Genomic DNA, 10,850 nt, shown 5'->3' on the forward strand with positions numbered 1-10,850 from the left:
TAGGCCAAAAACACGAAAGCCGCCCCAAGGGGCGGCTTTTTCATGTTCACCGAAGTGAATGGTGCGGTCGAGAAGACTCGAACTTCCACGCCTTGCGGCACAGCGACCTCAACGCTGCGCGTCTACCAATTCCGCCACGACCGCACATCGTGGTAGTCGCCCGCCCTGCGGCGAAGCGAGCCAGCATGTAGCAAATCGGTTCCCCGACCTCAAGCGATATGTAAGATTTTTCCGGCCGGTGGAGAACCTGTCGCGTCCGGCTCGGAGAAAGTCAGAATTCTTCGTTTGAAATCAGCACTTTGGCGCGCCGGGCGGTGACGCGCTCAGCCGCGCTTCAGCACCTTCTGCGCCACGACCACGCGCAGCTGCCCGTCATCGACGCTGATGTCGCCCTCGGCGATGAGCGTCGAATTGGCATAGATGCGCATGGGATCTTGCTCGGTGGCGTCGAGTTCGATCACCGCGCCGCGGCCCATGCGCAGCAGGTGATGGATCGGCATGACCGTCGCGCCGAGCTCGACGGTGATATCGACTTCAATATTGTCGATGGAACTCATAAATATGCACCAGTGGCAGGGGCCGGCATCATGCGCCGGCCGGAATCCGATGGAGCCAGCATTGGTCAGTTTGGTTAGCGAAGCGTTAACGCTGGAGCCCGGGGAATGCACCCTGCGTGACAAACTTGCGCGTGCGGACGGCAAGCCTGTCGAGTGGCTCATATCCGATAGGCAGGTTCCCTACCCGCAAGCTCTGGAGGCAATGCGCGAGCGCGCTGCCGCCGTCGCCGCCGGGCAGGCGCCCGAAGCCGTCTGGCTGCTCGAGCATCCCGCGCTCTATACCGCCGGCACTTCGGCTCTACCGGCCGACCTCCTTACTCCACGCTTTCCCGTGTTCGACGCCGGACGCGGCGGGCAATACACCTATCACGGCCCCGGCCAGCGCGTGGCCTATGTGATGCTGGACTTGCGCGAGCGCGGCCGCGACATCCGCTGCCTCGTCCAGGGACTCGAGGACTGGGTGATCGAAACGCTCTCCGAGTTCAATGTCGTTGGCGAGCGGCGCGAGGGCCGCGTCGGCGTCTGGGTGCGGCGGCCCGACAAGGGATCGGGGCGCGAGGACAAGATCGCCGCCATCGGGGTCAGGGTCTCCAAATGGGTGACGTTCCACGGCATCTCGCTCAACGTCTCGCCTGACCTCTCGCACTATGACGGGATCGTGCCCTGCGGCATCTCCGACCAGGGCGTGACGAGCCTCGAGGACCTGGGACAGATCGTTTCGCTGCCGGAGGTGGACGTGATCCTCAAGCGCGCGTTCGAGCGAACCTTCGGTCCGGCGCACGCGACGCACAGCCAAGGCCTTGCCAGCGCTGGCTGACTTGCCCAGTTTGGGGTTAAGCTCGAATCGGATCGTTGCGGAAGGGAGCCCGACATGACCCTCGACGACCTCAAACGCCTCTTCACCCGGCAAACGCTGTTCCGGCTCGATTCCGTGCTGGCGCCCAAGCTCGCCTCGATCCTCTACGCGCTCGGTCTCGCGGGCATCCTGCTCTGGGCCGTACGGCACCTCTTTGCCACCTTCGCCACCGGCTTCGGCAACGGCCTCTGGGGCCTGCTCGAGATCGCCGTCTTCGGCCTGCTGATGCTGGTGGCCTTGCGGGTCGGCTGCGAGGCGCTGCTGGTCTACTTCAAGGCGCACGAGACCGAGGGCGAGACGGTCAACCGCAGCCGCTACTCGGCCTCGCTCCTCGACGAAGTGCGGGAGGCGATCCGCGATCTTGCCGAAGAGGACGAGGAGGCGGACTTCGCCGAAGCCGACGAGTACATCACGCCGGCCACAGAACCTGCCCCGCGCGCCGCGGACCCGACGCCGCCGCGTCCGCCCGAGCCGCCCGTCACCATGCCGCCCGATCTCGGCACTGTCGAAACGCCGGGCGAGCCAGTGACGCCGCCCAGCCCCAAACGCACCGTGCGCCGCACGGCCAAGCGCACGCCGCCCGCTGCTAAGTAAAAAGCCGCCGCGACGGATCGCGGCAGCTTTCAAATCTGCGCAAGGCGCAAAGCCTTACTTCTTGTTGACGCTCCAGGCGCCCGGCCCGGCGAAGACGAAGTAGAGGAAGATGAAGCAGTAGAGGATGGCCCCCTCGCCCATATTGACGATCGGCCAGAACCCCATGGGAGCATGCCCCATCCAGTAGGCGACGGCCATGAAGCCCGAGAGGACGAACGCCACCGGACGGGTGAAGAAGCCGACGAGGATCAGGATACCGCCGACGAGTTCCAGCACGCCCGCGACGGTCAGCATCGCGTCGAGGGGCACCGGGAACGGCGCGGGGAAACCGAAGAACTTCTGCGTGCCGTGCTCGATGAAGAGCAGCGCGGTCACTATGCGCAGCACGGCAAGGGCCTGCGGCGCGTAGGCGGAGAGACGATCGAACATCTGTTACCCTTTCACTTGTGGTCCTGCCGTGCGGCGCGGATGGGATTGCACCACTAACCCGCCACGCGCTTGGGTAACGAGGCGGACGATGCGCACACACTGTTCAAGATTTACGCCATAACTCTTCGTGATCGGCAATGCGCGCAACCCTGCCTTCCGTGAGGCGAAGCGGCTTTCCATTGCTTTTTGCGCCGTTTGCGTTATGAAGCCGGCTCGAATTCCGGAAAATTTATCCGCGCCCGGCCGCTCGAAGCGGAGTTGAGGCGCGCCATGAGCCAGCAATGAGCCAAGCCATGAAAACCGGCCAGGCGCCCAAGATCGGCCTCGTCAGCCTCGGGTGCCCGAAGGCCCTTGTCGACAGCGAGCGCATCATGACGACGCTGCGCGCACAGGGCTACGCCTTCTCGCGCGACTACGAGGGCGCCGATCTCGTGCTGGTCAACACCTGCGGCTTTCTCGACAGCGCCAAGCAGGAAAGCCTCGAAGCCATCGGCGAGGCGCTGTCCGAGAACGGCCGTGTGATCGTCACCGGGTGCCTAGGCGTCGAGGAAGAGCTGATCCGCAAGACGCACCCGAACGTGCTGGCGGTCTCCGGTCCGCACCAGTACGAAGCCGTGGTCGGCGCCGTGCACGAGCACCTGCCGCCCGTGCCCAACAAGTTCGTCGACCTCGTGCCCGAGCAGGGCCTGAAGCTCACCCCTCGCCACTACGCTTACTTGAAGATTTCCGAGGGCTGCAACAACCGCTGCTCGTTCTGCATCATCCCGCAGATCCGCGGCGACCTCGCCTCGCGCCCGGCGGCCAGCGTCATCGGCGAGGCCGAGCGGCTGGTCAAGGGCGGCGTCAAGGAGCTGCTGGTCATCTCGCAGGACACCAGCGCCTACGGCCTCGACATCAAGTATGCGACCTCTCCCTACAAGGGCCGGCAGATCCCCGCACGCTTCTACGACCTGTCCAAGGAGTTGGGCGAGCTCGGCGCCTGGGTGCGCCTCCACTACGTCTACCCCTACCCGCATGTCGACCAGGTCATCGAGCTGATGGCCGAAGGCAAGGTCCTGCCCTATCTCGACATTCCCTTCCAGCACGCTTCGCCCAAGGTGCTGAAGGCCATGCGCCGCCCGGCCAACCAGGAAAAGACGCTCGACCGCATCCGGAAGTGGCGCGAGATCTGCCCGGACCTCGCCATCCGCTCCAACTTCATTGTCGGCTTCCCCGGCGAGACGGAAGAGGACTTCGAGTTCCTGCTCGACTGGCTCGAGGAAGCCGAGATCGACCGCGCCGGCTGCTTCGAATACGAACCGGTGACCGGCGCGCCGGCCAACGAGCTCGAGGGCATCGTGCCCGACGAGGTCAAGCGCGAGCGCTTCGAAAGGCTCATGGAAGTCGCCCAGGACGTTTCGATCAACCAGCTGGCCAAGAAGGTCGGACTTACCATCGAGGTGCTGGTCGACGATGTCGAGCCGCAGGCTAATCGCGCCATCGCCCGCTCCAAGTGGGATGCCCCCGACATCGACGGCCAGGTGATCGTCGACAACGCCACCGGCATCATGCCGGGCGACCTCATGACCGTCACGGTGACCGACAGCGACGAATACGACCTTTTCGCCGAGCCGGTGACGAAGGCGAACTAAAACCGGCAGGAGGCAGCCATGGAAACGAAGCTCTCGCACATCTCCAGGCTGCGCGTTGCTTCCGGCGCCGGCTACAAGATAAAACCGGAACTCTTCGCCGGCAGACACGAGCAGCGGCTCGCCAAAAGCGTCGGGATAACCCAGTTCGGCGTGAACATGCTGACGCTCGATCCGGGCGCCTGGTCGGCCCTGCGCCACTGGCACGAGGCGGAGGACGAATTCGTCTATGTTATGGACGGCGTGCTGACCCTCGTCGATGACAACGGCACCCACGAGTTGACCGCCGGCTCGATCGTCGGCTTCCCGGCGGGCGAGCCCAATGGGCATCATCTGCAGAACCGGTCGCAGGCGCCCGCCACCTATCTCGTCGTCGGCTCGCGAAAGACAGGCGAGGAGACGATTCACTATCCTGACGACGACCTGGGGCCGGTACGGAAGTAACCTTCGGAAATCCGTGCACCGTGGAGTGAGTGGGGGCACCCTCTCCCCCTGTGGGAGAGGGACAGACTTTCCGCGTTCAGCGGAAAATCAGGGTGAGGAGTCTATGATGCTGCAACGTCCACCGGCGCTTGTTTAAGCATCGTAGACCCCTCATCCGCCCCTTCGGGGCACCTTCTCCCACAAGGGGAGAAGGGAAGGCGCGCCCGCGGCAGCATCCCACCATCACCCCCCTCCCATCCTCCCCCGCAAGGGGGGAGGTGCTGGTCTGTGCTCTTGACCAGATAGTGCCAAAGGCACGGTGCGGCACCTCCCCCCTTGCGGGGGAGGATGGGAGGGGGGTACAGCCGAGGCAACGAGATTGCTCGGACCGCCATGCACGCAAGCTACTCCCTTACCCTGCCCGACAAATCGACGCTGACGCTCGGTCCGACCGCGCTCGTCATGGGCATCCTCAACGTCACGCCGGACAGCTTTTCGGACGGAGGGCGATTCAACCGCGCGGACGCGGCTCTCGCCCATGCCCGGGAGATGGTGGCCGAAGGCGCCGCTATCGTCGACGTCGGCGGCGAGAGCACGCGGCCGGGTTCCGAGGAAATCGGCGTGCAGGAGGAGCTCGACCGGGTGATTCCGGTGCTCGAGGCCCTCGCCGCGGCGAACATAGGCCGCCCGGTCTCCGTCGACACCTACAAGGCGCTCGTCGCCGACCAGGCGCTGCAATCGGGCTCCGCGATCCTCAACGACGTCTACGGCCTGCAGCGCGAGCCGGAGATGGCGGACGTCGCCGCGCTTCACGGCGCGCCGGTCGTTGCCATGCATTGGGACAAGGCCCGCGACCCGCAAAAGCCGCTGCTCGATGAGATGCGCCGCTGGTTCGACCGCACGGTCGAGATCGCCGAGCGGGCCGGCCTGCCGAAGGCGCAGCTCGTCATCGACCCCGGCTTCGGCTTCGGCAAGACGCTCATCGAGAACTACCTGCTGCTGCGCGAGCTGCCCAGGGCCTATCCCGGCTATCCCCTTCTCGTCGGCACCTCGCGCAAGTCGATGATCGGCAAGCTGCTGGGCAACGAGCCCGCCGAACGTCTGCCCGGCACGATCGCCACCAATGTTGTCGCCTATACGCAGGGCGCCCATATCTTTCGCGTCCACGACGTGCGCGCCAACAAGGACGCGCTTAGAGTGGCCGAGGCGACCCTTTATGGTCCGCCTGCCGAACGGAGCTAGAACCTTGACCGACGCATTCACCGGCGACCGCATCATCCTGGAAGGACTCGGCTTTTACGGCTACCATGGGGTGTTTCCCGAGGAGCGCAAGCTCGGCCAGCGATTCGTCGTCGACCTCACCTGCGGCCTCGACCTGTCGCCAGCCGGCGACACCGACGAACTCGGCCGGACGGCCTCCTACGCCGACATCTACGACGTCACCAAGGCCGCCTTCGAGGAAGGCCCGTTCAACCTTATTGAGGCTGTGGCGCAACGCATTGCCGACCGGGTGTTCGCCGCCTTTGCCGATATCGGCTGGATCATCGTGCGCGTGAAGAAACCCGAGGCCCCAATCGCCATGGTGCGTGGGGCAGCCTCGGTCGAGCTCCATCGCACACGGAAGGATTGACCATGCCCAAGGCCTGGCTCTCGCTCGGCGCCAATATCGGGTATCCCAAGGCGCAGCTCGCCGAGGCAGTGCAGCGGCTCGACGCGCATCCGGAGATCACCGTCGTCCACCGCTCGAGCGTCATCGAGACCAAGCCCTGGGGCAAGACCGACCAGCCTGATTTCGCCAACATGGCGCTCGCCGTAGAAACGAGCCTCAAGCCCGAGGAATTGCTCGACGCCTGCCTGGAGGTCGAACGCGCCATGGGCCGCGAGCGGCTGGAACGCTGGGGCCCGCGCCTCATCGACATCGACGTCATCGCCTACGACCGCCTGGAACTGCGCAGCGGCCGCCTGACGGTCCCCCACCCTCACGCCCACGAACGCGACTTCGTGCTCGTCCCCTTGCGCGAGATCGACCCGGCAACAGCCGAGTGGGTGGTGGAGAGGGCTAAAGCGCCGCGGTGAACCAGGCCGAGGCCAGCGCCGTGCAGTCCCGCACGGCGATGCTCATCGCCTATCCTTCAGGAAATCAAGCACGGCCACCGCCGCGTCGAACTCCGCCTTGCGGCGGGTGCGGCGCAGCGCCGCCTCCTCGTCGACGCCCCAGAGGCGCGCCTGGTGGTCCTCGTCCACATGCGCACGCGTCCAGGCGTCCTCCGGCTCGATCAGCCCGTGACGCACGGCGATGGCGAGGATGCCCGAGCCCGTGAGATTGGTGATCGAGACCAGCGCCGTGATCGTGAGCAGCCCCTCGTCCTCGAGCGCTTCGGCAAGGCGCTTCAGCGTCGGTTCGGGCTGCTGCTGATGGAGGATGCCGATGGTCGGCTGAAAGCCGATGCCGAAGTGCCGCGCGACCCGCACCAGCGCGTCGTCCCACAGCCGCTCCTGCTCGGCGACGAGTTCGCGCGGACTGTCGGCGCGGTAGAGCAGCAGGTCGTTGGCGGCGTATTTGACCACTTTCTCGCGGAACGCAGGCACCGTCTCGGGCCCGCTCTCGAGCGCCGAATTGACGAGGCGCGTGAGCGGCATGGTCAGTGGGTCGATGTGCTCGCCCTGCCCGGCCCACTCCTCCGCCATCGCGGCGGCCAAGGGCTCGACCGGCACGACGACGGGGATGCGCTTGCCGGGCGTGCGGGTCGGCCGGCCGTCGAGGGTGACGGTATGGCCGCCCTCGGTCGGAGCCGTGCCCGTCTGCTTGTAGAAGCGCTTGGGCAGTTGCTGCTTGACGTGCTGCTGGGCGCGCCCGTAGCCGTCGTCGCGATGGTTGAGGGCGTCTTCGATGAATTCGCGCATGACGGCACCCCTAGTTCATCAGCCGCCGGATGGTGGGCGCCAAATCCTCGAAACGGTCGATCATCGCATCGGCGCCCGCCGTGATCAGCTCGGCCGGATCGTGGTAGCCCCATGTGACCCCGATGGTCGCAACGCCGGCGGCGCGGCCGAGTTCGATGTCGAACACCGTATCGCCGACCATCACAGTCTCCGCGGTCGCGGCGCCCGTCTCCTCCATCGCCCGCAGGATCATGCCCGGATGGGGCTTGGAAGGGTTGTGGTCCGGCGTCTGCAGGGTGGTGAAATGGCCGGAAAGGCCGTGCAGGTCGAGGATGCGGTTGACGCCCGAAAGCCCCTTGCCGGTCGCGATGCCGAGCAGGTACTCGGGCTCGGCCCGCAGCTCGTCGAGAGACTCGCGCGCGCCGGGAAAGAGACCTTCCCGGTCCGACCCGTTGACGAGCGATGCCCGATAGCGCTGCCTGTAATCCTCGACCAGCCGATCGATAAGACGCTGGTCATCGCTACCCAGGAGCCGGCCGATAGCAACCGGCAGAGACAAGCCGATGATGCGGCGCACCTCCTCGGGCGTGGGAGCCTTAAGGCCCGCACCGATGAAGGTCGCCGCCGCGTGCTCGCAGATCAGCGCCTGCGTGTCGATCAGCGTGCCGTCCATGTCGAACATCACGAGCATCAGTTGTCGTCCTCCGGATCGACCGCCTGCACGTCGTAGCGCGCCGCGTCGAACCCCAGGGCATCGAAGCTCTGCTGCATGTGCGGCGGCAGCGGCACCGAGATGTCGAGGCGCTTGCCCGAGCGCAGCGGCAGGGCGATGCGGCGGGCGTGGAGGTGCAGCCCCTCTCCCAGCCCTTCGGCCGGCTGGTAGTTCTCGATGTTGAAATAGCGCGGATCGTCGAGGATCGGATTGCCGAGCTGGGCCATGTGGACGCGCAACTGGTGCGTGCGGCCGGTCACCGGCTTCAGCGTCACCCAGGCGAAGCGGCGGCTCGCCGTATCGGTGGTCGAATAATAGCTCATCGAGTGCTGTGCGCCGGGCGTGCCATGCGGCACGACGACCATCTGCTCACCGTCGGTGGTCGCGCGCTTGGCGAGCCAGCAGGAGATCTCGCCCTGCCGCGGGCTCGGATTGCCCGCCACCACCGCCCAGTAGATCTTGCGCGCCGAGCGCGAGCGGAAGACCGTGCCGAAATGGCTCGCCGCCGCATGCGTCTTGGCGACGACAAGGCACCCGGAGGTGTCGCGGTCGAGCCGGTGGACGAGGCGCGGCGGCTCGCCCTTCTTGTTGGGCAGGCTCTTCAGCATGCCGTCGATATGGCGCTTGGTGCCGCTGCCGCCCTGCACGGCAAGGCCGTAGGGCTTGTTGAAGACGTAGAGCTCGTCGTCCTCGTAAAGGATCAGCGAGCGCAGGAAGTCCGCGTCCTCGTTGCTGACGCGCGGCGGGCGCACCACGTCCGGATCGTCGATGGGCGGGATGCGCACGATCTGGCCGGAAGCGAGCCGGGTGCTGGTCTGCACGCGCCCCTTGTCGACGCGTACCTCGCCGTTGCGGATGAGCTTCTGCAGCCGCCCGAAGCCGAGCTGCGGGAAGTTGCGGGCGAACCACCGGTCGAGCCGCATGCCGTCTTCGTCGGCGCCCACTTCGCGCTGCTGTACACCGCTCATGCGGGAAATCCTCGTGTCATCAGGAGCCCGAGATAAAGCCCGGCGAGGCAAAGGGCAACCGACAACAGGATATAGAGCGCCGCCTGCATCAGCGCGCCCCGCTCGATGAGAAGGATCGCCTCGAGCGAGAAGGCGGAGAACGTGGTGAAACCGCCGAGGACGCCCACGGCAACGAAGAGTCGCGCCTCAGCCGCCCAGGTGGGCATCGCCCGCGCCAACCATCCGACAAGGAGACCCATAGCGAACGAACCGGCGATGTTGATGACGAGCGTCGCGACGGGGAAGTCCGACGGCCAAAGCCGCCCGACGAGGGTCGAGACGCCATAACGCAGCATCGCCCCGATCGCTCCGCCGGCGCCGACGAGCAGCAAGGCCTGCATCTAGTCCTCGCCCTCCCGCTTGCTCGCCCGCAGCCGGGAGAAATAATCGAGACGTTTCTTGAGCTCGCGCTCGAAGCCGCGCTCGACGGGCTGGTAGAACTCATGCCGCCCGATCTTTTCGGGAAAGTACTCCTGGCCTGAAAAGCCCTCGGGCGTGTCGTGGTCGTAGATATAGCCCTCGCCATAGCCGGTGTTCTTCATCAGCTTGGTCGGCGCGTTGAGGATGACCATGGGCGGCGTTGGCGAGCCGCCGGCCTTGGCGACGCCCGTCGCCCCCTTGAAGGCGGTGTAGACGGCGTTGGATTTGGGCGCGAGCGCGAGATAGACGACGACCTGCGCCAGCGCCAGCTCGCCCTCGGGCGAGCCCAGCATCTGATAGGCGTCCCGCCCCGCCACCGCCTGCGGCAGGGCCTGCGGATCGGCAAGGCCGATATCCTCCACCGCCATGCGGATGAGCCGCCGGGCGAGGAACAGCGGGTCCTCGCCCGCATCGAGCATGCGCGCGAAATAGTAGAGCGCCGCGTCGGGATCCGAGCCGCGCACGGTCTTGTGCAGGGCCGAGATGAGGTTGTAGTGCCCCTCCTGCGCCTTGTCGTAGATCGGAGCGCGCCGCTGGACGACCGAGAGCAGCGTTTGGGTGTCCATCATCTCACCTGGCCGGGCCGAGGCCAGCACCTCCTCCACCAACCCCAGCATCGCCCGCCCGTCGCCATCGGCAAGGGTCAGCATGGTGCGCCGCGCCTCTTCGTCGAGCGGCAGAGCCTGCCCGGTCAGCGCCTCGGCGCGCTTGGCGAGGTCCTCGAGATTCTCGAGCGAAAGCGACTCGAAGCGCAGCACCTGGCTGCGCGACAGCAGCGCCGCGTTGAGTTCGAAGGACGGGTTCTCGGTCGTTGCGCCGACGAGGACGATGGTGCCGTCCTCCATCACCGGGAGGAACCCGTCCTGCTGGGCGCGGTTGAAGCGATGGATCTCGTCGACGAAGAGGAGCGTGCGCTTGCCGTTCATCCGGTCGAACCGCGCCTTCTCGAAGGCTTTCTTCAAATCCGCCACGCCCGAGAACACCGCCGAGATCTGCTCGAACTTGTAATCGATCTCGTCGGCCAGGAGCCGCGCGACCGTGGTCTTGCCGGTGCCCGGCGGCCCCCAGAGGATGAGCGAGCCCAGCCGCCCGGAGCCGATCATCCGCCGCAGCGTCCCCTCGGGACCCAGCAGGTGCTCCTGCCCGATGACCTCGTCGAGCGAGCGCGGGCGCAACTGGTCGGCCAGCGGCCGCCCCTGCTGCGCGGAGGGGACGCTCGGCTCGTCGTCGCTATCGCTGGCAAAAAGATCGGACATTCAAGGATAGGTGCGCTTTACAAAACCCATTTGCAACCGGAGTACCCCCCTCCCAGCCTCCCCCGCAAGGGGGGAGGTGTCGCAT

Annotated in this window: 14 protein-coding genes and 1 tRNA gene; 7 read left to right on the plus strand and 8 right to left on the minus strand. The window is 66.2% G+C overall.

Features of this window, described 5'->3' with window-relative positions; genetic code table 11:
• Positions 1-59: 59 nt before the first annotated feature.
• Together VE25_RS14015 and VE25_RS14020 are read right to left on the minus strand one after the other, a co-directional pair.
• Positions 60-144 (minus strand) — tRNA-Leu (locus VE25_RS14015).
• Positions 145-323: 179 nt separating this feature from the next.
• Positions 324-557: a FliM/FliN family flagellar motor switch protein gene (locus VE25_RS14020; RefSeq protein WP_046109267.1), complete on the minus strand. Its 234-nt coding sequence runs from the start codon at positions 555-557 to the stop codon at positions 324-326.
• 49 nt (positions 558-606) lie between these two features.
• Here VE25_RS14020 and lipB point away from each other — a divergent pair, with 49 nt between their 5' ends.
• Positions 607-1,374 carry a lipoyl(octanoyl) transferase LipB gene (lipB, locus tag VE25_RS14025; RefSeq protein ID WP_083988953.1) on the plus strand — a complete coding sequence of 256 codons (768 nt, stop codon included), beginning with the start codon at positions 607-609 and terminating at the stop codon, positions 1,372-1,374.
• A gap of 54 nt (positions 1,375-1,428) precedes the next feature.
• Complete coding sequence (locus tag VE25_RS14030) at positions 1,429-2,007, plus strand: DUF4282 domain-containing protein (protein WP_046109268.1); 579 nt, start codon at positions 1,429-1,431, stop codon at positions 2,005-2,007.
• A 54-nt stretch (positions 2,008-2,061) separates the two neighbouring features.
• Here VE25_RS14030 and VE25_RS14035 read toward each other — a convergent pair whose 3' ends face one another.
• Positions 2,062-2,436, minus strand: coding sequence for a DoxX family protein (locus tag VE25_RS14035; protein ID WP_046109269.1), 375 nt, complete (start codon positions 2,434-2,436; stop codon positions 2,062-2,064).
• Between the two features lie 293 nt (positions 2,437-2,729).
• On the opposite strand from VE25_RS14035, the gene rimO reads away from it, so the two are divergent.
• The 5 genes from rimO to folK all read left to right on the plus strand — a co-directional run bounded on the left by rimO (position 2,730) and on the right by folK (position 6,563).
• Entirely contained in the window at positions 2,730-4,067 is a 1,338-nt protein-coding gene (gene rimO / locus VE25_RS14040) for a 30S ribosomal protein S12 methylthiotransferase RimO (protein WP_201776094.1), read from the plus strand.
• Between the two features lie 18 nt (positions 4,068-4,085).
• A complete protein-coding gene (locus VE25_RS14045; protein WP_052731973.1) occupies positions 4,086-4,508 on the plus strand; it encodes a cupin domain-containing protein in 423 nt (140 codons plus the stop codon).
• 372 nt (positions 4,509-4,880) lie between these two features.
• Positions 4,881-5,729 carry a dihydropteroate synthase gene (folP, locus tag VE25_RS14050; RefSeq protein ID WP_046109271.1) on the plus strand — a complete coding sequence of 283 codons (849 nt, stop codon included), beginning with the start codon at positions 4,881-4,883 and terminating at the stop codon, positions 5,727-5,729.
• A 4-nt stretch (positions 5,730-5,733) separates the two neighbouring features.
• A complete protein-coding gene (gene folB / locus VE25_RS14055; RefSeq protein ID WP_244466932.1) occupies positions 5,734-6,117 on the plus strand; it encodes a dihydroneopterin aldolase in 384 nt (127 codons plus the stop codon).
• A 2-nt stretch (positions 6,118-6,119) separates the two neighbouring features.
• Positions 6,120-6,563: a 2-amino-4-hydroxy-6-hydroxymethyldihydropteridine diphosphokinase gene (folK, locus tag VE25_RS14060; protein WP_046109273.1), complete on the plus strand. Its 444-nt coding sequence runs from the start codon at positions 6,120-6,122 to the stop codon at positions 6,561-6,563.
• 42 nt (positions 6,564-6,605) lie between these two features.
• Here folK and VE25_RS14065 read toward each other — a convergent pair whose 3' ends face one another.
• The 5 genes from VE25_RS14065 to VE25_RS14085 are packed head-to-tail and all read right to left on the minus strand — an operon-like array spanning position 6,606 to position 10,765.
• A complete protein-coding gene (locus tag VE25_RS14065) occupies positions 6,606-7,391 on the minus strand; it encodes an ATP12 family chaperone protein (RefSeq protein ID WP_046109274.1) in 786 nt (261 codons plus the stop codon).
• 10 nt (positions 7,392-7,401) lie between these two features.
• Complete coding sequence (locus VE25_RS14070) at positions 7,402-8,061, minus strand: HAD-IA family hydrolase (protein WP_046109275.1); 660 nt, start codon at positions 8,059-8,061, stop codon at positions 7,402-7,404.
• Positions 8,061-9,050, minus strand: a complete 990-nt coding sequence (locus VE25_RS14075) for an RluA family pseudouridine synthase (protein WP_046109276.1) — start codon at positions 9,048-9,050, stop codon at positions 8,061-8,063. Before VE25_RS14075 ends, VE25_RS14070 begins: the two co-directional genes overlap by 1 nt.
• Positions 9,047-9,430, minus strand: a complete 384-nt coding sequence (gene crcB / locus VE25_RS14080; RefSeq protein WP_046109277.1) for a fluoride efflux transporter CrcB — start codon at positions 9,428-9,430, stop codon at positions 9,047-9,049. The genes VE25_RS14075 and crcB overlap by 4 nt, the downstream gene beginning before the upstream one ends.
• A complete protein-coding gene (locus tag VE25_RS14085) occupies positions 9,431-10,765 on the minus strand; it encodes a replication-associated recombination protein A (protein ID WP_046109278.1) in 1,335 nt (444 codons plus the stop codon).
• Between the last annotated feature and the right edge of the window lie 85 nt (positions 10,766-10,850).

This window comes from Devosia geojensis (genome assembly GCF_000969415.1).
In the GTDB taxonomy this organism is placed as follows: Bacteria; Pseudomonadota; Alphaproteobacteria; order Rhizobiales; family Devosiaceae; genus Devosia; species Devosia geojensis.

Excerpts from the sequence above, each read along its gene's own strand:
- VE25_RS14020 (WP_046109267.1), bottom strand. The coding sequence starts at position 557 with ATGAGTTCCATCGACAATATTGAAGTCGATATCACCGTCGAGCTCGGC.
- lipB (WP_083988953.1), top strand. The coding sequence starts at position 607 with ATGGAGCCAGCATTGGTCAGTTTGGTTAGCGAAGCGTTAACGCTGGAG.
- VE25_RS14030 (WP_046109268.1), top strand. The coding sequence starts at position 1,429 with ATGACCCTCGACGACCTCAAACGCCTCTTCACCCGGCAAACGCTGTTC.
- VE25_RS14035 (WP_046109269.1), bottom strand. The coding sequence starts at position 2,436 with ATGTTCGATCGTCTCTCCGCCTACGCGCCGCAGGCCCTTGCCGTGCTG.
- rimO (WP_201776094.1), top strand. The coding sequence starts at position 2,730 with ATGAAAACCGGCCAGGCGCCCAAGATCGGCCTCGTCAGCCTCGGGTGC.
- VE25_RS14045 (WP_052731973.1), top strand. The coding sequence starts at position 4,086 with ATGGAAACGAAGCTCTCGCACATCTCCAGGCTGCGCGTTGCTTCCGGC.
- folP (WP_046109271.1), top strand. The coding sequence starts at position 4,881 with ATGCACGCAAGCTACTCCCTTACCCTGCCCGACAAATCGACGCTGACG.
- folK (WP_046109273.1), top strand. The coding sequence starts at position 6,120 with ATGCCCAAGGCCTGGCTCTCGCTCGGCGCCAATATCGGGTATCCCAAG.
- VE25_RS14065 (WP_046109274.1), bottom strand. The coding sequence starts at position 7,391 with ATGCGCGAATTCATCGAAGACGCCCTCAACCATCGCGACGACGGCTAC.
- VE25_RS14070 (WP_046109275.1), bottom strand. The coding sequence starts at position 8,061 with ATGCTCGTGATGTTCGACATGGACGGCACGCTGATCGACACGCAGGCG.
- VE25_RS14075 (WP_046109276.1), bottom strand. The coding sequence starts at position 9,050 with ATGAGCGGTGTACAGCAGCGCGAAGTGGGCGCCGACGAAGACGGCATG.
- crcB (WP_046109277.1), bottom strand. The coding sequence starts at position 9,430 with ATGCAGGCCTTGCTGCTCGTCGGCGCCGGCGGAGCGATCGGGGCGATG.
- VE25_RS14085 (WP_046109278.1), bottom strand. The coding sequence starts at position 10,765 with ATGTCCGATCTTTTTGCCAGCGATAGCGACGACGAGCCGAGCGTCCCC.